Here is a 22,356-nt window from a genome sequence, read left to right on the forward strand (position 1 = left end):
GACGCCATCGCGAACCGCGGCGCGGACGCTGTCATCCCGCCCCGGCGAAACGCCAAACCCTGGAAGAGGGACAGCCCCGGCGCAGAAGCGAGGAACGAGGCTCTGCGCACCATCAAGCGCCTCGACCGCACCGTCTGGCGACGATGAAGCGGCTATCACCGCCGCAGCCGCGCAGGGACGAAGCCTCTCGGGACATTGCTTCGCAATGCCCTGCCGGCCAATCGATGAACTGCATGAAGCTGCTCGGCCAGACGCTCATGGCCCGAGACTTCGACCGCCAGACAGCCGAACTCCAGGTCCGCATCGCCATCATGAACCGCTTCACTGCCCTCGGCATCCCCGTCACTCAACCCGTCGTCTGACCTCGGCTGGAACAGGGGGAGCTCGGCCTTCAGGCGTTCCGTGCAACAGAGCCACTCTGACAAAAAAGGCAGAACTATCTTCTAATTTCAAGGACGGCGTGGTGGAGCCTAGGGGAGTCGAACCCCTGACCTCTTGCATGCCATGCAAGCGCTCTACCAACTGAGCTAAGGCCCCTGACCGGCCTGCCATCTAGGGCAGGGTCGGGCACGGCGCAAGCGGAAAATCCCGCCCTGTTCGCCGTTCCCGCAAAGGTAAATCAGTCGTCGTCGTCGTCGCCGCCCACATCCGCGATCTCGTCGAGGGAGACGGTGTCGTCGTCCTCGTCGTCGTCGAGCACGGCATCGGCCGTATCGTCCGCCTCCGCATTGTCGTCCTCGATATCGACGTCGTCATCGTCGAGCAGCAGATCCTCGTCCGCCGTCTCGTCCTTCTTGGCGTCCACGTCGTCCTTGTCCGCCGCGAGGATGCGGGTCTTGTTGCCGGTGTCGACCGTGACTGTCTCGCCCGTATACGGGCTGACGATGGGCGAGCGGTTCATATCGTAAAAGCGCTTGCCGGTCGTCGGGCAGACCCGCTTGACGCCCCATTCTTCCTTCGGCATGTCGGTTCCTTCATCGCGTCCGGGCGCCTGTGCGGCACCGCTGGTCAAGGGAATTTGGCCCGGATGCCACAGGGGGGAAGGGGTGGCAAGCCCCGGGGGGGCGGTCATGTCCGAGACGTTGTCGGTGCCCGGCCTGGACGGGATCCCGGTACAGTTGCGCCGTTCCGCGCGGGCGCGTCGCATGTCGCTCCGGGTGGGCCGGTCGGACGGTCGCGTGACCCTGACGCTCCCGCAAGGCATGTCCGAGCGGCAGGCCGGCGCCTTCGTGCGGGATCAGGCGGCCTGGGTCCGGCGGGCCGTCGCCGCGGTGCCCGCGCTGCGGGTCGTGCGCGTGGGCGGGTCGGTGCCACTTCTCGGACGGGACGTTCCGGTGGTCGCGGGGTCGGGGCGGGCGGCGCGGCATCTCGGCGCGACCATCGCGGTCGCCGACGATGTGCAGGCCGGGCGGCGCGTGCAGGCGCTCCTGCTATCGTTGGCCCGGACGCATCTCGCCGCGTCGGTAGACCGGTATGCAGAGGCGATCGGCCGACGCCCGGCGAAGTTGTCGCTCAGGGACACGCGCTCCCGCTGGGGATCGTGTTCCTCGCGCGGGGCCCTGATGTTCAGCTGGCGGCTGGTGATGGCGCCGCCCGAGGTGCTGGACTACGTGGCCGCGCACGAGGTCGCGCACCTCCTTCACATGGACCATTCGCCGCGCTTCTGGACCGCCGTGGAGCGGCTGGTGCCGGACTACGCCGTCCACCGGGCCTGGCTCAGGACCGACGGCGCGGCCCTGCACGCGATCGACTTCACCGGCTAGCGCGCGTCGCACCAACCGGGGTCCGGTCGTATCAGGCGTGGATCGGGCCGTCGCCGCAGGCCAGCGCCGCCTCGCGCATCGCTTCCGAATAGGTCGGGTGCGCGTGGCAGGTCCGGGCGAGGTCTTCGGACGCGGCGCCGAACTCCATCGCGACGCAGACCTCGTGGATCAGGTCGCCGGCCATCGGGCCGATCACGTGGCAGCCGAGGATGCGGTCCGTCTCCTTGTCGGCCAGCAGCTTGACGAAGCCGTCCGCGTTGAAGTTCGCCTTGGCGCGGCCGTTGCCCATGAAGGAGAACTTGCCGACCTTGTAGGCGCGGCCCTGTTCCTTCAGCTGCTCCTCGGTCAGGCCGACATTGGCGACCTCGGGATGGGTGTAGATCACGCCGGGGATGACGCCGTAATTCACGTGCCCAGCCTGGCCGGCGAGGATCTCGGCGAGCGCCATGCCCTCGTCCTCGGCCTTGTGGGCGAGCATCGGTCCCTCGATCACGTCGCCAATCGCGTAGATGCCGTCGATGCTGGTCTTGTAGCCGTCATCCACCGCGATCTGGCCGCGGTTCGTCATCGACAGGCCGAGCGCGTCGAGGCCGAGCCCCGCCGTGTGCGGCTTGCGCCCCGTCGCGACGAGCACGACGTCCGCCTTCAGGCTCTGCGCGCTGTCGTCCTTGCGGAGCTTGTAGGCGATCTCGGCCTTTCCGTTCTTCGTCTCGACCTTCGAGACGGCGGCGCCGGTGATGAACTTGAGGCCCTGACGGGACAGGATCTTCTGGAAATTCTTGGCGACTTCCGCGTCCTGGCCGGGGGTGATGCCGTCGAGGAACTCGATCACCGTCACCTCGGCACCGAGCCGGGCGTAGACGCTGCCGAGCTCGAGGCCGATGACGCCGCCGCCGACGACGACCATGCTTTTCGGGATCTTCGGCAGGCTCAGCGCAGCCTCGCTGTCGACGACGATCTTGCCGTCCACCTCGATCTCGGCGCCGGGCACGGGGGCCACGTCGGAGCCGGAGGCGATGATGATGTGCTTTGCCTCGTGCGTCTCCTCACCGACCTTCACGCGGCCCGCTTCGGGGATGGAGCCCCAGCCCTTGAGCCATTCTATCTTGTTCTTTTTGAACAGGAACTCGATGCCCTTGGTGTTCTGGTCGATGGTGTCCTGCTTGTAGGCCTGCATCTGCGGCCAGTCGACGGAGGGGGTCTTGCCCTTGAGGCCCATCTTCGCGAACGTCGTCTCCGCCTCGCGCAGCGCCTCGGTCGCGTGGAGCAGTGCCTTGGACGGGATGCAGCCGATGTTGAGGCAGGTGCCGCCGAGCGTGTCGCGCCCTTCGACCACCGCCGTCTTCAGCCCGAGCTGGGCGCAGCGGATGGCGCAGACATAGCCACCGGGGCCGCTGCCGATGATGATGACGTCGTAGCTGGACATGAGGTCTCCGGGGTCGTTTGGGTCGGTCTGGCGGCGTGTTATGCGCGTGTTACGGCTGTGTTACGCGTGTGGCACAGATGTAGTGCATCCCCCCGCCGTGCAACACCCTCAGATCAGCGCGGCTGCGACCATCAGAAGCGTCGCGGCGAAGCCCAGGGCCCAGATGATCGACCGTCCCGGGCGCCAGCCGAACGCGTAGGCCGGCACGTAGAGGATGCGGGCGGCGAGGTAGATCCAGGCACAAAGGCCGGTGAATTCGCCCGCCTGACCCGAGAGCGTCACGATCACGACGGCGGCGGTGAAGAGGATCAGCCCCTCGAAATGGTTGGCGAGCGCGCGGCCGAGGCGGCCGGTCATCACCGACATCGGCCGCGACGGCTCCCGGTCGCGGGCGGACATGGTGTAGCCGGGGCCGAGCTCGCGATTGGCGGGGATGGCGTAGAGCGCGAACTGCACGGCCTGCAGGAGAACGGCGAGGGCGAGCGCCGTGAGTTCGGGCGTCATGACTCGGGCGGCGTGTCGCGCCGGGCGATCTGCCTCCGGCGGGCCCGCTCGATCATGATCGAGGAGAGGAGCGAGACGACGGCATAGAAGAGCAGGGCCACCGAAAGCCAGGGCGTCGGACCCTGCCACTTCGTGAGGATGACGGCGAGCAGGAAGACGATGGCGAGCCGCAGGGTCCAGGCGGACAGCACGCGGCGGACGGAGTCTCGGGTCTCGGGGGTCATGCGGTCCTCATGAACCGCGCGTCGAGGGAGGCGCCGGTGCGGCGCTCGGTCTCCAGCCAGGCCTCGGCCTTGTTCCGGTCGTTGGCCTCGAAGAGCGCGGTGACGCCGGTCCCGTCCGCGTCGCGCCAGAGCTGCATGAGGGTGAGGCCCGCGTTCATGCGCCCTTCCATGTCGCGGTCGAAATCCGCCTTCCAGGTGGTGTAGTCGGCGGGGGCGAGGTGGACGAGGAGGTTCATGGGAGGGCTCCAGTTCGGGGACGGCCCGTTCGACCATCTCGGGATCGGGTGTTGCATAGCAAAAAAGCGGGGCGGGGGAAACTCGAACGGGCGGCGGGATGCGGAGGGCAGGTCCTGATTGCCGGTGGGGGCGGAGCCCTCGGGTCGTGCCGAAGGCATGCCTTCGGCGTAACGGGTTGGCCGGCGAGCCCTCGACGATGTGGCAGAGTTCACGGTCGCGATCGCGGAACGCGTCGATGGGACATGGTGAGGGCAGGCCCCGGCCGCCGGTGGGGGAGAAGCCCCCGCGCCGTGCCGGAGGTACGCCTTCGGCGTGACGGGGCGGTCGGGGGCTGCTCGGCCTGCGGCCGGGCGACGGAGTTAACGGTTATGGCCGATCTCGTAGCCTATAACGTTCTCGGGGTGGCGGTTAAGGTAGTGCCGTTTATTTTGCAGCATGCAGGGTCGGGTCATCCGAGCTGTTAAACAGAATGACGTTGCAAGTGGCTGAAACAGTCGGTTTCTTCCACCCACCGCTCATTCTATGAACGCCCTTTCTTTCGGCTAGCCTTGGCCATCTCTTTTGCTTTTTCGGGAACCTTTTCCTCATTGATTTTATCAGAAAGTTTGTGAGCAGGGGCGATTAAGCCGTAGACCGTTACGCCATTCTGAATGAAAAAGTCTTCTGCCTTTTGCGTATTAAACTCATTGTTTGAAGAAATTTTTTGTAAAAGCGCTAGGGCATCTTTGACGCCAATAACGTTGTAGACTTCAAACTTATTTTTCTGTTCGTAATTTGGCATTTAGTCTCTCCGTCTACAGATCCATCAACAGCCGCCGCGGGTCCTCCAGCGCTTCCTTCACGCGGACGAGGAAGGTGACCGCGCCCTTGCCGTCGACGATGCGGTGGTCGTAGCTGAGCGCGAGATACATCATCGGGCGGATCACGATCTGGCCGCCGACGACCATCGGGCGGTCCTGGATCTTGTGCATGCCGAGAATGCCCGATTGCGGCGGGTTCAGGATCGGCGAGGACATGAGCGAGCCGTAGACGCCGCCGTTCGAGATGGTGAACGTCCCGCCCTGCATGTCCGCCATCGACAGCTTGCCGTCGCGGGCGGCCGCGCCCTTCTCGGCGATGGCCTTCTCGATCCCGGCGAAGGACATCGAGTCGGCGTCGCGGATGACGGGCACGACGAGGCCCTGCGGCGTGCCGGCGGCGATGCCCATGTGGACGAATTTCTTGTAGACGACGTCGGTGCCGTCGATCTCCGCGTTGACCTCCGGCACCTCCCTGAGCGCGTGGCAGCAGGCCTTGGTGAAGAACGACATGAAGCCGAGCTTCACGCCGTGCTTCTTGGCGAACAGCTCCTTGTACTCGTTGCGGAGCGCCATGACCTCGGTCATGTCCACCTCGTTGTAGGTGGTCAGCATCGCGGCGGTGTTCTGCGCGTCCTTGAGGCGGCGGGCGATGGTCTGGCGCAGGCGGGTCATCTTCACCCGCTCCTCCCGGTTCTCGTCCTGCGCGGCGACTGGGGCGCGGGGCGCGGGCTTCGCCTCGGGCGCGGGGGCGGTGGCGGGCTTCGCGTCGCCGGCCTTCAGCACGTCCTCCTTCATCACGCGGCCGTCGCGGCCGGTGCCCTTCACCTGATCGGCGGAGAGGTTGCGCTCGGCCATCAGCTTCTTCGCGGAGGGCGCGTCCTCGACGTCGCCGCGCTCGCCGGCGGCCTCGACGTTCGAGATGGCTTCCTTCGTCTCGGACTCGCCGGCGCCCGACGAGGGCTTCGGATCGACGGCGTGGGGCGCGGACACCCGGGCGCCGGCACCGGTGGACATCTCCGCGAGCTTGCCGCCCGCGGCGACCGTCTCGCCCTCGCCGGCGACGATCTTCGTGAGCGTGCCGGCGGCGGGGGCGGGCACCTCGACGGAGACCTTGTCGGTCTCCAGCTCGCAGAGCATCTCGTCGGCCTCTACGCTGTCGCCCTCGGCCTTGTACCACGTGGCCACGGTCGCCTCGGTGACGGATTCGCCCAGTGCCGGGACCATAACGTCGACGGAATCGCCGCCCGCCGCGCCGTCGTCGTCCGAGGGCGCGTCCGGTTCGGGTGCGTCGACCGGCTTGTCCTCGGCCGAGCCGGGCTCCGGCACGGCGGCCGGGGCCTCGTCGGAGGCCGACGCGCCGGCCCCCTCGCTGATCGTCGCCAGGAGCGCGTCGACGCCGACCGTGTCGCCCTCGTTCGCGACGATCTCGCCCAGCGTGCCGGTGGCGGGCGAGGGGACCTCGACCGTGACCTTGTCGGTCTCCAGCTCGCAGAGCATCTCGTCGGTCGCCACCTCGTCCCCCGGCTTCTTGAACCAGGTGGCCACGGTGGCCTCGGTGACGGATTCACCGAGGGTGGGAACTTTGACGTCGACGGTCATGACTTACTCCGTGCTCAGCGCTTCTTGGACGAGCGCGGCTTGCTGTGACTTGTGCTGGCTGGCCAGGCCGGTCGCGGGCGAGGCGGAGGCCGCCCGGCCGGCGTAGCGCGGCCGGGTGTTGGTGGCGCCGATGCGGGTGAGAACCCATTCGAGGTTCGGCTCGACGAAGGTCCAGCCACCCTGGTTCTTCGGCTCCTCCTGGCACCAGACGAACTCGGCCTGCTTGAAACGCTGCAGCTCGTTGACCATCGAGAGGGCGGGGAACGGGTAGAACTGCTCCAGCCGCAGGAGGTAGACGTCGTTCCGCCCGTCCGCGTCGCGCGCTTCGAGGAGGTCGTAATAGACCTTGCCGGAGCAGACGACGACGCGCTTGATCTGGTCGTCGGGCGCGAGGTCGAGCTCGGAATTGCCCTGCTGCGCGTCGTCCCAGAGGACGCGGTGGAAGCTGGAGCCGGTCGTGAACTCGGCCCGCCGGCTCACGGCGAGCTTGTGACGCAGGAGCGATTTCGGCGTCATCAGGATCAGCGGCTTGCGGAAGTCGCGGTGCAACTGCCGACGCAGGATGTGGAAGTAGTTCGCCGGCGTGGTGCAGTTGGCGACGATCCAGTTGTCGGAGCCGCACATCTGCAGGAACCGCTCCAGCCGCGCGGAGGAATGCTCCGGCCCCTGACCTTCGTAGCCGTGCGGCAGGAGGCAGACGAGCCCCGACATCCGGAGCCACTTCGACTCGCCCGAGGAGATGAACTGGTCGAACATGATCTGCCCGCCATTGGCGAAGTCCCCGAACTGCGCCTCCCACATGGTGAGCGCGTTGGGCTCGGCCAAGCTGTAGCCGTATTCGAAGCCGAGCACGGCGTATTCCGACAGCGCCGAGTCGATGACCTCGTAATGCGACTGTCCCTCCCGGATCTGGTTCAGGGGGTAATAGCGTTCCTCGTTCTCCTGGTTGACGAAGGCCGAATGGCGCTGGGAGAAGGTCCCGCGCGTCGAATCCTGTCCCGACAGACGGACGCGGTAGCCCTCCGTCAGCAGCGACCCGAAGGCGAGGCTCTCGGCCGTCGCCCAGTCGAACCCTTCGCCGGACTCGAACATCTGCGACTTCGCATCGAGCAGGCGGCCGACCGTCTTGTGCAGCGCGAAGCCGTCCGGCGTCTTCGTCAGCGCCCGGCCGATCTCGTCGAAGGTCTCGGGTGCGATGGCGGTCTCGCCGCGGACGTACTCGTCCGCGACCCGGCGGTCGAGATGCGACCAGCGTCCGTCCAGCCAGTCGGCCTTGTTCGGGCGGTAATCCTTTCCGGCCTCGAACTCCGCGGCCATCTTCTCCTGGAACGCGGCCTTCAGCCCCTCGATCTCGCCCTCGGGGACCAGCCCCTCCCTGGTGAGACGATCAGTGTAGAGCGACAGGGTCGTCTTCTGCTTCTTGATCGTCTTGTACATGAGGGGGTTCGTGAACATCGGCTCGTCCCCCTCGTTGTGGCCGAAGCGGCGGTAGCAGAAGATGTCGATGACGACGTCCTTGCCGAATTTCTGGCGAAACTCGATGGCGACCTTCGCGGCGTGGACCACCGCTTCCGGGTCGTCGCCGTTGACGTGGAAGATCGGCGCCTCGACCACCAGCGCGTTGTCGGTCGGGTAGGGCGAGGAGCGCGAGAAGTGCGGGGCGGTCGTGAAGCCGATCTGGTTGTTCACGACGAGATGGATCGTGCCGCCGGTCCTGTGCCCGCGCAGGCCCGAGAGCGCGAAGCATTCCGCCACAACGCCCTGGCCCGCGAAGGCCGCGTCGCCGTGCAGCAGCATGCCGGCCACCTTCTTGCGGTCGGTGTCGCCGAGCTGATCCTGCTTGGCGCGGACCTTGCCCAGGACGACCGGGTTCACCGCCTCGAGATGCGAGGGGTTGGCGGTCAGCGAGAGGTGGACGACGTTGCCGTCGAAGGCGCGGTCGGAGCTTGCGCCGAGGTGGTACTTAACGTCGCCGGAGCCGTCGACGTCCTCGGGCTTGAAGCTGCCGCCCTGGAACTCGTTGAAGATCGCCCGGTAGGGCTTCTCCATGACGTTGGCGAGCACCGAGAGGCGGCCGCGATGCGGCATCCCGATCACGATGTCCTGCAGGCCGAGCTGCCCGCCGCGCTTGATGATCTGCTCCATCGCCGGGATCAGGCTCTCGCCGCCGTCGAGGCCGAAGCGCTTGGTGCCCATATACTTGACGTGGAGGAACTTCTCGAAGCCCTCGGCCTCGACGAGCTTGTTCAGGATCGCACGCCGACCCTCGCGGGTGAAGGCGATCTCCTTGCCCAGCCCCTCGATACGCTCCTTCAGCCAGGCCGATTGCTGCGGATCGGAGATGTGCATGTATTGCAGCGCGAAGGTGCCGCAATAGGTCCGCTTCAGGATCGAGACGATCTGGTTGAGCGTCGCGACCTCGAGGCCCAGCACGTTGTCGATGAAGATCGGCCGTTCCAGATCGGCCCCGGTGAAGCCGTAGGATTGCGGGTCGAGCTCGGGATGCGGATCGCGCGTCCGCACGCCGAGCGGGTCGAGATCGGCCGCGAGATGGCCGCGGATCCGGTAGGCCCGGATCAGCATCAGCGCGCGGATCGAGTCGAGCACGGCGCGCCGAACCTGCGCGTCGGTGATCGCCGTCCCGGTCGCCTCGGCCTTCGCCTTGATCTTGTCGCCGGCCGCGCGCGCCTCCTTCGGGTCGACCGGCGGGGCGGGCCATTCCCCGGTCAGCGCCGCGGTCAGGTCGTCGGCCGGCATCGGCGGCCAGTCGGCCCGCGCCCAGGACGGCCCCGCCGCCTCCGCCTCGGCGGCGCCGGATTCGTCCTCCAGCGTGTCGAAGAACTGCTTCCATGCCTCGTCCACGGCCCCCGGATCGGAGGCGTAGCGCGCGTACATCTGCTCGAGATACGCGGCGTTGTGTCCATGCATGAAGGAGGTCGAGCGGAAGATGTCGTTGGAGGACTGGTCGGTCATGGCGGGACCTTCATACTAAGCTGGGAGAGTCGGACCTGTGACGGTTCGGGCCTTTCGCGGGTACGACGCTTAGTCCCCCCGCAAGGTCCTCGGCAATGCGCGTCGTCACCGATGCGCGGGAATAGTAGCGTCTCTGCATGTTCTGCAGCATATTTCCCTTCGAAGTCGCTGCCGCGGCGTCTCTGAGATAACTAATGCATTTTTCGGCAAATGCATCAGCCTCGTCGACCGGCTCGATCGCAGCGGCGATTTCCCTGCCGAACCCCGATCCCGACAGCGTCGTCGCGACGACGGGACGCGCATACGCGCACCCCTCAATCACCTTGATCTGGGACCCGGCGCCCTCGCGAATGGGGCAGACGACCACGCGCGCGTCCGAATAGGCATCGGGCAGGTTGTCGACCGTGCCGACGATCCGGACCCCGGGCGTGTCACCGTAACGCGAGGCGACCTCCGCCCAGTCGCCGAAACCCACGATCTTGAAAATCGCATCTGGGACGGCGGCATGCACACGGGGCCAGCAATTCTTGAGAAACCAGAGCACGCCCTGACGGTTCGGCATGTGACCCGCTCCGCCGATGAACATGACGGACTTTCCCTCTCCGGCCGGTCCGATCGCCTTGGCCTGTTCGGATGCGAACGGGACGTTCGGGACGACGGACTGGTTCAGGTCCGGCGCCGCGAACAGGTCCTCTTCTTTGGCGACCCAGACATGCCCCGCCGCGCGAAGCCGCTCCGTCATCAGGGACCGGACGCGCGACGTCAGGGCACGTGCGGCGAGGGACCCCGCGCCCGCTCCGAGACGCGAGCGAAGCTGGATAGCCATCTTTCGATCGTCGCGATCGTCGACGTCGACGATGACGCGTCGATCGGCATCGCTCTCGTCCGTCAGGCCGGAGCGCGCGAATGTGAGGTAGTAGCGGAACACGACGATTGACCGGCCGCCCTTGCGCGTCATCTCGTCTAGTCGGGCCTTGAGATCCGGCTCGGCCGCCATGTCGGCGCGCGGCAGGCAGACGCGTCGGACGATCTTCCAGACCTTTCCGATCCGCCCGGTTGCGTAGATATCGAACGATCTGACGGGAAGTCCCACAACGCGCGCCGCGCCGGGAAAGAATACGCCCGCATCGGTATCCTCCGGAACCCCCAGAAGGACGACCGTAACGGGATGGATCGACCGCAGCACGTCGAAGAGGATACGCGTGCGCTGGCCGCCCCCGGTCATCGGATGCACGGCACCGGTCGGAACGACCAGATACACGTGGGCGGGCTCCGCCACCGGACGGAGGGATTTCGCTGTGTGTTCTGGACCGGTCCCTTCCACCCCTCAACCCCTGTCGATCGCTTCCTTCACCGCTTCGCCCAGCGTCGCCGGGCTGTCGGCGACGACGATGCCGGCGGCGCGCATGGCCTCGATCTTCGACTCGGCATCGCCCTTGCCGCCCGCGACGATGGCGCCCGCGTGGCCCATGCGACGGCCCGGCGGGGCGGTGCGGCCGGCGATGAAGCCCGCCGTCGGCTTCCAGCGGCCGGCCTTCCTCTCGGAGGCGAGGAACGCGGCCGCGTCCTCCTCGGCGGTGCCGCCGATCTCGCCGATCATGATGATCGAGGTCGTCTCCGGATCGGCGAGGAACATCTCGAGCACGTCGATATGCTCGGTGCCCTTGATCGGGTCGCCGCCGATGCCCACCGCGGTGGACTGGCCGAGCCCCATGTCGGTGGTCTGCTTCACCGCTTCGTAGGTCAGCGTGCCGGAGCGCGAGACGACGCCGACGGAGCCGCGCTTGTGGATTTGGCCGGGCATGATCCCGATCTTGCAGGCGTCTGGCGTAATGACGCCGGGGCAGTTCGGACCGACCAGCCGCGTCTTCGCGCCGTCGAGCGCGCGCTTCACCTTCATCATGTCGAGCACCGGGATCCCCTCCGTGATGCACACGACGAGCGGGATTTTCGCGTCGATCGCCTCGAGGATGGAATCGGCGGCGAAGGGGGGCGGGACGTAGATGACGGAGGCGTTCGCGCCGGTCTTGGCCACCGCCTCGTGGCAGCTGTCGAAGACGGGCAGGTCGAGATGGGTCTGACCGCCCTTGCCGGGCGTGACGCCGCCGACCATCTTCGTGCCGTAGGCGATCGCCTGTTCGGTATGGAACGTCCCCTGGGACCCGGTCAGGCCCTGGCAGATGACCCTGGTGTTCTCGTCGATAAGTATGGCCATCCGGGCCTCCTGCGGTGTGTCGTTCGGTTATTGCGGCGGCGCGGCGGGCGGCGCGTCGCCGGACCCGTTCCCCCCCGAGGAGCGGTGGCGTCGTGCGGCCCGGCCCTTGCGTGCGCCTTTGGGTGCCGTCCGGCCGCGGCCGCCCTTGCCCTGCGCACGAAGCGTCAGAAGCAGGTCGAGGCCGGCCCGCGCCACATCCTCGGCACGAAGGGCCGGCTCGTCCGCCTGCGGGTCCGGGCGCGCGGGGAACAGGACGTCGCGATCGGGGAAGAAGCGGGCGCGGAGCCGCTCGTTCGACGCCGCGTTGACCTCCCGCACATGCCGGACCTGCTCGGCGTTCAGGCGGACCTTCGGGAGATCGAGCGTCTGCCGCTCCAGCGCCTGCCGGACCGCCAGCTTGCGGGGGTCGACCCTGGTCCCGTCGCTCGAGAAATGATTCATCCGCTCGTTGGCCACGCGCAGGAGGGCCGCCCCGGCCGCGCTGAGGGACTCGTTCAGGCGGGGGGCGTCCGCAAGGCCTTCGAGATCGGTTCCGATCCGCGCGGCGAAGTCCGCGACGAGGTCGCCGTCCCGAAGGGCGTCGCGTTCCGTCAGGCCGATCTCGACCCGATCCTTGCCGAGCGTGTCAGCCCAGAGCGCCGCCTTCGCATGCCAGTCCTGGACAGCGGATTGCGCGACGACCTGCGGCAGGGTCTCGGTCACGCCGCGCTTCAGGTCCTGGGAGTAGGCGCTGGCGAGCCAGTCCTCCTGTCGGCGGACGTAGAAGATGTATCGCGTCGCGTCGAAGAACTGCGCGAGCCAGCTTTCCAGGGCCTCGACTTCGGCGGGCGTATGGGTATGGGCTGCGATGTATTCCGACGAGACGATGAAGACCGGCTCTCGGCGCGACCGGACATGTGCGCCGAAGAACTCCTCGAAGGTCCGGACGAACCTTTTTTGGTCCGACAGGTCGGTGATCCCGTGGACGCGGCGCACGAAGGCGCTTTCCACGAGGCGCCCGAGCCGATGGCTGTGGCAGATCTTGATGCCTTCGTGGGCCGTGCTCGGGTAATGCCCCGGCAGCGACAGCCTGTCGTAGCCGACGCCGCGGGACGACAGCGCCGCGGCGTTGATGTCGAGCCATCGCTGGATCGAGGTGGAGCCGCATTTCGGCATGCCGATATGGACGATCGCCTTCACGATCCGGATGGCCCCCGCCGTGCGGTCGGGGGCGACGTCCCGGTCCGTGGCGCGCCCCGCGGGCCGGACCCGGACCGCACCGCGCGCGCCGGTCGCCGGGGAACGCGATCCGCCAGGGCGGCCTGCGGGAGGTCGGATCGTCCGCCTACGAGAATGGCCATCCCGGCCTCCTGCATTTCATCGCCCCGTTCGGAGGTCGCGCGCCGTGTCTCGACCTTCGGGACGCTGGACTCAAGCGCTTTGGGGTTCCTTCGTGGAATCACGGCCCTGAAGCGCCAGCATCACGTCGAGCGCGACGGTCGCGACATCCTCCGCGCGCAGGGCCGGGCCGTTCGTATCCGAGACGGGACGCGGGGGGAACAGCTCCTCGCGGTCCGGAAAGAACCGGTCCCGCAGCTTGGCGTTGCCCGTCGCGTTCACCTCCCGCACCTGCGCGACCTGCGCCGCATCGAGCTTGATCTTCGGCAGCTTCAGCGTCTGTTGCAGGAGGGCCCGCCGGATCGCGATCTTCTGCGGGTTCACCCTGCGTCCGTTGTCGACCGTGTGGTCGATCTGGGTGTTCACCACGCGGAGGTATTCGGCGCCTGCGGCGGTGAGGGACTCGTTCTGGCGCTGCGGGGTCGCGAGGCCTTCGGCTGTGGTCCCGATGCGGTTCGCGAAATCCTCGAGCAGGTCGCCGCCGATCAGGAAATCAGGCTCCAGCAGGCGGACATCCACCCGATCGTCCCCGACGGTGTTTCCCCAGATGGCCGCCCTGCGGAACCAGTTCTGCTTGGCGTCGCCCTCGATCATCTCGGAAAGCGTCTGCGTCACGCCGCGCTTGATGCGCTCCGAGTAGGAACTCGCCAGCCAGTCCTCCTGCCGGCGGAAATAGACTAGGTAGCGGATGTCGTCGAAATACTGTCCGAGCCAGCTTTCGAGCGCGCGGACACCTTTCGGCGTCTTCGTGTTGGCGCCGAGATATTCCGACGAGACGACGAAGGTCGATTCCTTCCGCTTACGCACGAGATTGCCGAAATACTCGGAGAATTTCCGGGCGAAGCGTCGCTGGTCCTCGAGCGAGAAGATGTTGTGCGCCCGGCGGATCGTCGGGTTCTCGACCACCGCGCCGAGCAGGTCGTTCTGGCAGATCTTGATGCCTTGATGCGCGATCGTCACCGGATAGCCGGGCATGCTCGCATTGTCGTAGGCGATCCCCCGCGCGGCCAGCGCCTCGGCATTCTCGTTCAGCCAGTTCTGGATCGTGGTGGAGCCGCATTTCGGCATCCCGATATGGACGATGACTTTCATTCTCGGAGTTCCGCTGTCTGGCTTGGGCCGTGCACGATCAGGATCACCGGGTGATCGAACACGGCGCCTTCGCCGGTTTCGGGGTTCAGGAACAACGTGCGCGCCTGTTGCAAGGTGATGGAGAGTCCGTCGAAAAAGAACCCGACACCCCCGTCGATGTTACGTCCCGCGCCGCGGGGCGCGGCCAGCGTGTCGCTGCCATCGACGAGGCGCGGCGCGAGGATCTCGCCGACGAGCCGGTTGGCCCGGTCGATCCCGACAGCGGGCGAGCCGACGGAACAGCCGCTGCCGCGGACGACCTGCCGCGCACCGGTCGCGTCGTTGTAGAACTGGTCCGGGACGGGACCGATCCGCACGAAGGTGAGGGTTCCGGGATTGGCGTAGATCGTCGAGCCCCCGTCGCGCTCTCGGACGGGAAAGTTCAATCCGCGCGCGGCCCGGTCCTGCGCGCTCTGGGAGCTGTTGTTGAGGCAGACCGCCTCCGCCGCGAACCGCATCCGCTGCGCCGCGATGTCGGAAACGCCCGGCTCGAACCCGTTGGTGGTCGAGACGCAGCCGGCGAGGGCAAGGGGGAGAAGAGGTGCAAACCTTTTCGTCAGGCCAGTTCGGATCCACGCCCCGAACCTAAACTGGCGCCCTGCATTTTGTGCCGCCGTCATTGTCAGCAGCCTTCTCGCTGAGATGCCGAGAGAGACCTGTTCCTGCACGTCGGGTCGGACGCGCCATCGAGGTGATATAGCGTGATGGAGGCCGGCCGGTTCGCGGCGGGAGAGTCGGGACCGGCGCCTACGAGTGCAAAGCGCGTTCCATTGCCGATCCAACGCTCGATCCCGCCACCGAAAGGCCCTTGTCCGACTTCCATGCGACGATAGCCGGCAGCTTCCAGCGTCGAGGAAGCTCGGGTGAAGACGTCCGGGCCCAAGGTGTAAGGCTGAACGTCTATCGTGCAGGCGATCCGCGGCGTGTCGTAGACCGACACCGTGATCGGGGTGCTGAAGCCGAAGAGGGACGGTATCTGTTCGGCGCTTTGCTTGACGAAGATCGTTCGACCAAGCGACATCGTTTCAATGTAGCCGTCTGTCCGAAGCGCTTGCAGCGTATCTGGACCGGACAGCTCGCTCCGACGGCAGGCATCAGTGAGACGTTGGGCCTCGACATCCTGGTTTAAGCCGACGCTCCCTGGAATATCGGGTCCGACCAAGATTTGCTGGCAAGCCGACAGGCCGAGCGTCAAACCGGCGACAATCAGCGAAAGGCGCAGACGCCGATTGCAGAGGGCAGATACCCTGTTCCAGATGGAATGGTGCCGCGACCCCAACAACACATTCCTGCCGATCTGCAAGGGATCGGGGCTCGTCCAGTCTATCCGGTCACTTGCTGTTTGGTCCGAGCTCTCTCCGGCAGTACGAGCGACTCGTGCGTGAAGGCTGCGCGCTCCGTAGTAGGTCGAAGGTTTAATCTGGCGATCTACTTCTGCGGGCCCCGCCCGGCGACCCGCTTCCGCGGTCCGCGTTCGCGCCTTCGATCGATCCACCGGATCGACCGCTCCGCGACGATGTCGCGGAGCGGCGCTCACCCCTTCACCGCCTTCACGATCTTCTGCGCGCCGTCCTTCAGGTCGTCGGCCGCGATCACGTCGAGCCCGGACTGGTTGATGATCTCCTTGCCCCGCTCGACATTCGTGCCTTCGAGCCGGACGACGAGCGGCACCTGCAGCCCGACCTCCTTCACCGCGGCGATCACGCCCTCGGCGATGACGTCGCAGCGCATGATGCCGCCGAAGATGTTGACGAGGATGCCCTTCACGTTCGGGTCCGAGGTGATGATCTTGAACGCCTCGGTCACCTTCTCCTTGGTGGCGCCGCCGCCCACGTCGAGGAAGTTCGCGGGCTCCGCCCCGTAGAGCTTGATGATGTCCATCGTCGCCATCGCGAGGCCGGCGCCGTTGACCATGCAGCCGATCTCGCCGTCGAGCGCGATGTAGTTCAGGTCGTACTTGGAGGCGGCGAGCTCCTTGGAATCCTCCTCCGTCTCGTCGCGCAGCTCGGCGATGTCCTTGTGGCGGTAGATCGCGTTGCCGTCGAACCCGACCTTCGCGTCGAGCACCTTGAGGTCGCCGGTATCGGTCACGATCAGCGGGTTGATCTCCAGCATCTCCATGTCCTTCTCGACGAAGGCCTTGTAGAGGACACCCATCAGGTTGACGCATTGCTTGACCTGCGTGCCTTCGAGGCCGAGCTCGAAGGCCACGCGACGGCCGTGCCAGGGCTGGTAGCCGGTGGCCGGATCGACGTCGAAGCTCAGGATCCGCCCGGGGGTGGAGGCGGCGACCTCCTCGATGTCCATGCCGCCCTCGGTCGAGCAGACGAACCCGATCCGGCTCGTCTGGCGGTCGACCAGCAGCGCCAGGTAGAGCTCGCGCGCGATGTCGGAGCCGTCCTCGATATAGATGCGGTTGACCTGCTTGCCAGCCGGCCCGGTCTGATGCGTCACGAGCGTCCGGCCCAGCATGCGGCGCGCTTCCCCGGCCGCGTCCTCGACCGACCTGGCGATCCGGACGCCGCCCTTCTCGCCGGCATCGGCCTCCTTGAAGGAGCCCTTGCCGCGCCCCCCCGCGTGGATCTGCGCCTTCACGACCCAGAGCGGCCCGTCGAGCCGGCTCGCCGCGTCCTTCGCATCCGCCGCACGCGTGACCGCCACGCCATCGCCGACCGGCGCGCCGTAATCCCGCAGGAGAGCCTTGGCCTGATATTCGTGGATGTTCATCGCGGACTCCTTCGCGGCTGGCCTGCGCCTTCCATGCCGCAACTTGTCCGTGGGAGAAACCCGCAGGAGGACAGAATCCGTCATTTCAGAGGCGCCGTCGGGTCGGAACGCCGAAATTGACGCCAGAGGTCTGCGTTTCGTGGAGTAGCTGCGCGTTCCGCGTTCGGAGCAACGTCGTGTCGGCGGCGTCGCTTGCCGGGCCGGGGCGCCGGTCATGCGTTGATACGATAAGCCGCGAGGTCGGCGTTCGGAGCGATCCGGACGGCGAGGTGCCGGTCGAACTTTCCGGCGAGCCTCGCGACGCAGGAGGAAGGCCGTGTTCGCGACCCGTTCGAACTTACGACAAAAGACGAGACCACACGCGCGACCCGGAGATCGGATCGCGCGGTGACCGCGAGCCACTGCGCGCCTCAGAAAGGCAGCAATCAGATCAGGATCGCGTAGTCGTCAGGCCGTCCGCGAACTCGGCCGCGGCAACCTGACCTCCTGAGGCGTCCGCCAAAGGAGAACTGGATGACCAGCGCTCGCCTTCGTCGAGGGCCCGGCATGTTTCCCACAGGGCCGATCTCCTGCCTCCATCGGCGCTCAGCCCAGCGTGTTGTCGATCCCGCGGCAGGCTGCGACGAGGCCGGTCACCGCTTCGACGGACTTGTCGAACATGCCCTGCTCGTCGCGGTTCAGCTTGATGTTCACGACCCGCTCGACGCCCCCGGCGCCGATGATCGTCGGGACGCCGACATACATGCCGTTCAGGCCGAACGCGTTGTCGACCCAGGCCGCGCAGGGGAGGAGGCGCTTCTGGTCCTTGAGGTAGGCTTCGGCCATCTCGATCGCCGAGGAGGCCGGGGCGTAGAACGCGGAGCCGGTCTTCAGGAGGCCGACGATCTCGGCCCCGCCGTCGCGGGTGCGCTGCACGATCGCGTCGAGGTTGTCCTGACTGGTCCAGCCCATGTCCACGAGGTCGGGCAGGGGGATGCCGCCGACGGTCGAGTATCGTACCAGCGGCACCATCGTGTCGCCGTGACCGCCCAAGACGAAGGCGCTGACGTCGCGCATCGACACGTCGAACGCGTCCGCGAGGAAGTGGCGGAACCGGGCCGAATCCAGCACGCCCGCCATGCCGACGACCTTCGCGTGCGGCAGGCCGGAATATTCGCGCAACGCCCAGACCATCGCGTCGAGCGGGTTGGTGATGCAGATCACGAAGGCATCGGGCGCGTTCTCCCGGATGCCCTCCCCGACCGCCTTCATCACCTTCAGGTTGATGCCCAGAAGGTCGTCGCGGCTCATGCCCGGCTTGCGCGGCACGCCGGCGGTCACGATGCAGACATCGGCGCCCGCGATGTCGGCGTAGTCGTTGGTGCCCTTGAGCCTGGCGTCGAACTTCTCGACCGGCCCGCTCTCGGCGATGTCCAGCGACTTGCCCTGCGGAATGCCCTCGCTGATGTCGAAGAGGACGACATCGCCGAGCTCCTTGATGGCGGCGAGGTGGGCAAGCGTGCCGCCGATCTGTCCGGCGCCGATGAGGGCGATCTTGGGTCGGGCCATGTCCGTCTCCGATAAGTCCGTTACGTCCGTGCTCTCGTGCGGGTTCAGGTATCGCGGGCGGATGTCCGGGCGCAAGGCCCCCGCCTTCCGCCCAAACGCGAAAGGGCGCCCGTGGAGGGCGCCCTGTCCAGGATTCCGCGATGTGTCCGGTCAGGCGTCGGCGTCGGCCATGTAGGCGAGGTCGTCGACGCGATCCTCCCAGGACTGCCCGCTCGCCACCAGGCACATGCGCCCGTCGGGGAGGGTGACGGTGATCGTCCAGGAGCCGGTATCCTCGGAGGCGAATACCTCCACGACACGGTTCTTCGCCCCGAGGCCGAGGCCGCGTCGGGTCTCGCCGTATTTCACGCCGAGCCGCTCGATCACCTCGTTGCGGGCCCCGCAGGACTGACCCGCATGGGCGGGCAGGGTCAGGAGCGTCAGCGCGACTCCGGTCAGCGTCGCGAAGAAGGCGTTCAGGTACTGGGTCTTCGTCATGGCACATTCCTTTCACGAGTAGCGACGGGACGCATGCACGGACGTGAGCGGCAGAAGTCCCGTCTCGTCCATTGTGCGGACCCGGTCGGTGCCGGAACCGAAGTGGTGTGGCTCACCCTCACCCATGAACAGAAAGATAGGGTTAACGGACCGGACCTGCGCACGCTGGGCAGCAAATTCGAACGCAACGATCTGTCGTCGTGCCGGCTGCACCTTGCGCGAGAATTGCGGGCATGGTTCGAAGGCGCTGCCGCTCAGGAACCGCTCGATGCCCGAATTGCGCCCCCTGCGATCCGTCCTCTACATCCCGGCGTCGAAGACGTCGGCGCTCCAGAAGGCCGTCGACCTTCCGACCGACGCGATCATCTTCGATCTCGAGGATGCCGTGGCCCCCGATCAAAAGGACGATGCCCGCAAGGCCCTGGTGGCGATGCTGCGCGAGGCGGATCACGGGGCCCGCATGCGGATCGTCAGGGTGAACGATGCCGCCACGGAATGGGGCGCGGCCGACGTGACGGCCGTCGCCGACCTCCCTATCGACGCGCTTCTCGTGCCGAAGGTGAACGGACCCGACGACGTGGCCCGTGTCGCCGGGGCGCTGACGGGGCCGACGCGCGTCTGGGCGATGATGGAGACGGCGGAGGGCATCCTGAACGCGGCCAGTATCGCGCGTGCGCCGGGGATTGGCGGGTTCGTACTCGGGACGAACGATCTTGCGGAGGAACTGGGTTGCCGGCCGGGCCCGGACCGGTTGCCGCTGATGACGGCCCTGCAGACCTGCCTCCTCGCGGCACGGATGGCCGGCATCCCCTGCATCGACGGGGTCTACAACGCCTTTCGGGACGAGGACAGGCTGCGTGCCGAATGCGTGCAGGGGCGCGATCTCGGCATGGACGGCAAGTCGCTGATTCATCCCGGGCAGATCGCGGTGGCCAACGAGGTCTTCGCGCCATCCGACACGGAGATCGAGCTGGCCCGCCGCCAGATCGCCGCATACGAAAGCGCGACGGCCCGAGGGCAGGGCGTCGCCGTGCTCGACGGCCGGATCGTCGAGAACCTTCATGTCGAGAGCGCGCGCCGCACGCTGGCACGGGCCGACGCGATCGCGGGGGCCGGGAACTAGGACATGGGCATGGTTCTTCTGATCGCGGGACTTCTCCTTTGGACAGGGGCGCATTTCTTCAAGCGTGCCGCGCCGGGTCCGCGCGCGCGTCTGGGCGATCTGGGCAAGGGCCTCGTCGCGCTGGCGCTCGTTCTCTCCGTCGTCCTGATGGTCCTCGGTTACCGGGCCGCGCCCTATATCGACGTCTGGTATCCGCCCGTCTGGCTCAAGCACCTCAACAACCTCCTCATGCTTTTGGCCTTCGCGCTGTTCGGGAACGGTGCCGCGAAGGGTACGCTCAGCGCCCGCATCCGGCATCCGCAACTGACGGCGTTCAAGATCTGGGCGGTGGCGCATCTTCTGGTGAACGGCGACCTCGCCTCGATCCTCCTCTTCGGCGGACTGCTGGCCTGGGCGGTGGCGGAGGTGATCGTGATCAACCGCAGCCAGGCCTGGGATCGGCCGACCGACGTTTCGGTCAAGGGGGACCTGAAGGCACTGGCCATCGGCGTGGTGCTCTACGCCGTGGCCGCCGCGATCCATATCTGGGCCGGCGTGAACCCGTTCGGAGGATGACGATGACGACGCTGTACCGCCTGCTGACCGAGGAGGACACCTCCGCCTTTTGCCACAAGGTCAGTGCGGCCCTGTCGAAGGGCTGGGTCCTGCACGGCTCGCCCGCCTATGCCTGGGACCAAGCGGCCGGCGTGATGCGCTGCGCGCAAGCCGTGACGAAGGACATCGACGGGGACTACGATCCGGAGATGAAGCTCGGCGCGCAGTGATCGGGGCAAGGCCGCTCCGGGCGCTTCCTCGAGGATGACCGGTTCGGCGAGGCCATCTCGCGGCTGGGCACCCGTCACCTTGGCGCGCGATTTGTCCTTCCGGCCCGATCTCGATTATCCAGTTCTGACAACGAGTTGACCGCCGGACTTCCGAATTAGTCATTCCGCTTGATTAACTCGGTCAACCCTTCTTCGGATCGTGCCCCCAGTTCATCAGGGAGTAGCGCCAGTCCGAGTGCTCCATGTCCTCGTCCGGGCCGCCCTGCGCCTTGTGGCGTTTGATGTAGCCCACGACCTTGCCCATGTGGTCCCACTGGTCGTCGGACAGGTCGGCCTTCCTGGTTTGCTTGATCTCGACGATCCTCTTGCCGGACTTGTGCCCGGTCGCTTCCCCGTCGCCCGAGTCCCAGCCGACGGACTTGCTCTCCTCCGTCTCGAGCCAATCCTCCAGCTCCTTGGGCGCCATGTTCACAAGGTCGCTCCATTCGTCCCAGATCTCGTCGTGCGACTTCGCCATCGTCATCCTCCGTGATTTGCGGATGAACGAGCGCGTTTCCGGCCGGGTTCCCGCCTGCGCCCCTACGCCGCAAAGCGGAGGTTTCCGGCCGACGGCCCCGTGACACTGCCGGGAAAACCGCTAGAACCGACGCAGATCGACGACAGAGGGAAGCCGCATGGCCGACGTGAACCGGGGCAACCGCCCGCTGAGCCCGCACCTGCAGGTCTACCGGCCGCAGGTCACCTCGATCACGTCGATCCTGACGCGGATCACCGGCAACGCCCTGGTGGTCGGCGCGCTCTTGGTCACCTGGTGGTTCATCGCCGCCGCCGCGGGGCCGGACGCGTTCGAGACGGCGAACGCGGTGCTGACGTCGTGGTTCGGCAAGCTGGTCTTCCTCGGCTCGATCTGGGCGCTCTGGTATCATACGCTCGCGGGCATCCGGCATCTGATCTGGGATACCGGACGCGGCCTCGACATCGTCAGCGCCGAGCGGCTCGGCTGGGGCTGCATCGTAGGCTCGGTCGTGCTGACGCTTCTCACGATCATCGTGCTCTGAGGGAAGACGCCATGGAAACCCCCGCCCAGACCTTTCTGACCGACCGCAAGCGCGCGAACATGTACGGCTCCGCCCATACCGGGACCACGCAGCATTGGCGCGTGACGATCTCCTCGCTCGCGCTGCTGATCGTCGTGCCGCTGTTCCTGTTCACCTTCGGCGCCATTCTCGGCGCCCCCTACGAGGAGGTGGTGGCCTATTACACCCGGCCGTTCCCCGCGCTCGTCGCCGCGGCGACCTTCGCGATCGGCTGGTGGCACTATGCCAAGGGCACGCAGGTCCTGCTTACGGACTATGCCCGCGGGATGACGCTGAAGCTCCTGCTCGCGCTGTCCCATATCGTCAGCTTCGCCGCCGCGCTCGCGTGTCTCTACGCGCTCGCCCGGCTGGCCCTGTAATCCGGAGAGAAT

Annotated in this window: 24 protein-coding genes, 1 tRNA gene and 1 pseudogene; 7 read left to right on the forward strand and 19 right to left on the reverse strand. The window is 66.9% G+C overall.

Annotated features, from left to right (window positions below):
• Positions 1-362, forward strand: a pseudogene (locus tag Q1A87_RS09505) (hypothetical protein); the annotation flags it as partial.
• 99 nt (positions 363-461) lie between these two features.
• On the opposite strand, the gene Q1A87_RS09510 reads toward Q1A87_RS09505, so the two are convergent.
• Together Q1A87_RS09510 and Q1A87_RS09515 are read right to left on the reverse strand one after the other, a co-directional pair.
• Positions 462-537, reverse strand: a tRNA-Ala gene (locus tag Q1A87_RS09510).
• An 82-nt stretch (positions 538-619) separates the two neighbouring features.
• Positions 620-964: a TIGR02300 family protein gene (locus Q1A87_RS09515; protein WP_299650289.1), complete on the reverse strand. Its 345-nt coding sequence runs from the start codon at positions 962-964 to the stop codon at positions 620-622.
• Positions 965-1,070: 106 nt separating this feature from the next.
• Between Q1A87_RS09515 and Q1A87_RS09520 the strand changes: the two genes are divergently transcribed.
• Positions 1,071-1,763: a SprT family zinc-dependent metalloprotease gene (locus Q1A87_RS09520; protein WP_299650292.1), complete on the forward strand. Its 693-nt coding sequence runs from the start codon at positions 1,071-1,073 to the stop codon at positions 1,761-1,763.
• Positions 1,764-1,794: 31 nt separating this feature from the next.
• Here the strand turns inward: Q1A87_RS09520 and lpdA are convergent, their stop codons facing one another.
• The 16 genes from lpdA to Q1A87_RS09600 form a co-directional block, all read right to left on the reverse strand.
• A complete protein-coding gene (gene lpdA / locus Q1A87_RS09525) occupies positions 1,795-3,189 on the reverse strand; it encodes a dihydrolipoyl dehydrogenase (protein WP_299650294.1) in 1,395 nt (464 codons plus the stop codon).
• A 108-nt stretch (positions 3,190-3,297) separates the two neighbouring features.
• Positions 3,298-3,693 carry an MAPEG family protein gene (locus tag Q1A87_RS09530; protein WP_299650297.1) on the reverse strand — a complete coding sequence of 132 codons (396 nt, stop codon included), beginning with the start codon at positions 3,691-3,693 and terminating at the stop codon, positions 3,298-3,300.
• Positions 3,690-3,917 (reverse strand): hypothetical protein, encoded by a 228-nt coding sequence (locus Q1A87_RS09535; RefSeq protein WP_299650300.1) that lies wholly within the window; start codon positions 3,915-3,917, stop codon positions 3,690-3,692. Before Q1A87_RS09535 ends, Q1A87_RS09530 begins: the two co-directional genes overlap by 4 nt.
• Entirely contained in the window at positions 3,914-4,153 is a 240-nt protein-coding gene (locus Q1A87_RS09540) for a DUF3303 family protein (protein WP_299650303.1), read from the reverse strand. The genes Q1A87_RS09535 and Q1A87_RS09540 overlap by 4 nt, the downstream gene beginning before the upstream one ends.
• Before the next feature lie 521 nt (positions 4,154-4,674).
• Positions 4,675-4,935, reverse strand: coding sequence for a hypothetical protein (locus tag Q1A87_RS09545; protein ID WP_299650305.1), 261 nt, complete (start codon positions 4,933-4,935; stop codon positions 4,675-4,677).
• Positions 4,936-4,948: 13 nt separating this feature from the next.
• Positions 4,949-6,553, reverse strand: a complete 1,605-nt coding sequence (odhB, locus tag Q1A87_RS09550) for a 2-oxoglutarate dehydrogenase complex dihydrolipoyllysine-residue succinyltransferase (RefSeq protein WP_299650307.1) — start codon at positions 6,551-6,553, stop codon at positions 4,949-4,951.
• Between the two features lie 3 nt (positions 6,554-6,556).
• Positions 6,557-9,526, reverse strand: coding sequence for a 2-oxoglutarate dehydrogenase E1 component (locus Q1A87_RS09555; protein WP_299650310.1), 2,970 nt, complete (start codon positions 9,524-9,526; stop codon positions 6,557-6,559).
• A gap of 10 nt (positions 9,527-9,536) precedes the next feature.
• On the reverse strand, positions 9,537-10,787 hold the full coding sequence (locus Q1A87_RS09560) for a glycosyltransferase family 4 protein (RefSeq protein WP_299650313.1): 1,251 nt from the start codon (positions 10,785-10,787) through the stop codon (positions 9,537-9,539).
• Between the two features lie 66 nt (positions 10,788-10,853).
• Positions 10,854-11,741 (reverse strand): succinate--CoA ligase subunit alpha, encoded by an 888-nt coding sequence (sucD, locus tag Q1A87_RS09565; protein ID WP_299650316.1) that lies wholly within the window; start codon positions 11,739-11,741, stop codon positions 10,854-10,856.
• 27 nt (positions 11,742-11,768) lie between these two features.
• On the reverse strand, positions 11,769-12,920 hold the full coding sequence (locus Q1A87_RS09570) for a hypothetical protein (RefSeq protein WP_299650319.1): 1,152 nt from the start codon (positions 12,918-12,920) through the stop codon (positions 11,769-11,771).
• Positions 12,921-13,151: 231 nt separating this feature from the next.
• Positions 13,152-14,210: a hypothetical protein gene (locus Q1A87_RS09575; RefSeq protein ID WP_299650322.1), complete on the reverse strand. Its 1,059-nt coding sequence runs from the start codon at positions 14,208-14,210 to the stop codon at positions 13,152-13,154.
• Positions 14,207-14,869: a hypothetical protein gene (locus tag Q1A87_RS09580; protein ID WP_299650325.1), complete on the reverse strand. Its 663-nt coding sequence runs from the start codon at positions 14,867-14,869 to the stop codon at positions 14,207-14,209. Before Q1A87_RS09580 ends, Q1A87_RS09575 begins: the two co-directional genes overlap by 4 nt.
• Positions 14,870-14,871: 2 nt before the next feature.
• Positions 14,872-15,552, reverse strand: a complete 681-nt coding sequence (locus tag Q1A87_RS09585; protein ID WP_299650328.1) for a hypothetical protein — start codon at positions 15,550-15,552, stop codon at positions 14,872-14,874.
• Between the two features lie 230 nt (positions 15,553-15,782).
• Positions 15,783-16,976 (reverse strand): ADP-forming succinate--CoA ligase subunit beta, encoded by a 1,194-nt coding sequence (sucC, locus tag Q1A87_RS09590; protein ID WP_299650331.1) that lies wholly within the window; start codon positions 16,974-16,976, stop codon positions 15,783-15,785.
• A gap of 585 nt (positions 16,977-17,561) precedes the next feature.
• Positions 17,562-18,524: a malate dehydrogenase gene (gene mdh, locus Q1A87_RS09595; RefSeq protein WP_299650334.1), complete on the reverse strand. Its 963-nt coding sequence runs from the start codon at positions 18,522-18,524 to the stop codon at positions 17,562-17,564.
• 150 nt (positions 18,525-18,674) lie between these two features.
• A complete protein-coding gene (locus Q1A87_RS09600) occupies positions 18,675-19,001 on the reverse strand; it encodes a hypothetical protein (protein WP_299650338.1) in 327 nt (108 codons plus the stop codon).
• A gap of 268 nt (positions 19,002-19,269) precedes the next feature.
• Here Q1A87_RS09600 and Q1A87_RS09605 point away from each other — a divergent pair, with 268 nt between their 5' ends.
• The 3 genes from Q1A87_RS09605 to Q1A87_RS09615 are packed head-to-tail and all read left to right on the forward strand — an operon-like array spanning position 19,270 to position 20,888.
• Complete coding sequence (locus Q1A87_RS09605; RefSeq protein WP_299650341.1) at positions 19,270-20,124, forward strand: CoA ester lyase; 855 nt, start codon at positions 19,270-19,272, stop codon at positions 20,122-20,124.
• Positions 20,125-20,133: 9 nt separating this feature from the next.
• Complete coding sequence (locus Q1A87_RS09610; protein ID WP_299650344.1) at positions 20,134-20,679, forward strand: NnrU family protein; 546 nt, start codon at positions 20,134-20,136, stop codon at positions 20,677-20,679.
• A 2-nt stretch (positions 20,680-20,681) separates the two neighbouring features.
• A complete protein-coding gene (locus Q1A87_RS09615) occupies positions 20,682-20,888 on the forward strand; it encodes a DUF1737 domain-containing protein (RefSeq protein ID WP_299650347.1) in 207 nt (68 codons plus the stop codon).
• Between the two features lie 181 nt (positions 20,889-21,069).
• On the opposite strand, the gene Q1A87_RS09620 is transcribed toward Q1A87_RS09615, so the two are convergent.
• The gene (locus tag Q1A87_RS09620) at positions 21,070-21,405 is read right to left on the reverse strand and encodes a DUF3140 domain-containing protein (protein ID WP_299650350.1); all 336 of its coding nucleotides are present in this window, start codon (positions 21,403-21,405) and stop codon (positions 21,070-21,072) included.
• Between the two features lie 157 nt (positions 21,406-21,562).
• On the opposite strand from Q1A87_RS09620, the gene sdhC reads away from it, so the two are divergent.
• Both sdhC and Q1A87_RS09630 read left to right on the forward strand, forming a co-directional pair.
• Positions 21,563-21,946, forward strand: coding sequence for a succinate dehydrogenase, cytochrome b556 subunit (gene sdhC / locus Q1A87_RS09625; protein WP_299650353.1), 384 nt, complete (start codon positions 21,563-21,565; stop codon positions 21,944-21,946).
• An 11-nt stretch (positions 21,947-21,957) separates the two neighbouring features.
• Positions 21,958-22,344, forward strand: a complete 387-nt coding sequence (locus Q1A87_RS09630; protein ID WP_299650356.1) for a succinate dehydrogenase — start codon at positions 21,958-21,960, stop codon at positions 22,342-22,344.
• Positions 22,345-22,356 lie beyond the last annotated feature (12 nt).

Origin of the sequence: uncultured Jannaschia sp., from assembly GCF_947494055.1 — a bacterium.
Classification (GTDB): Bacteria; Pseudomonadota; Alphaproteobacteria; order Rhodobacterales; family Rhodobacteraceae; genus Jannaschia.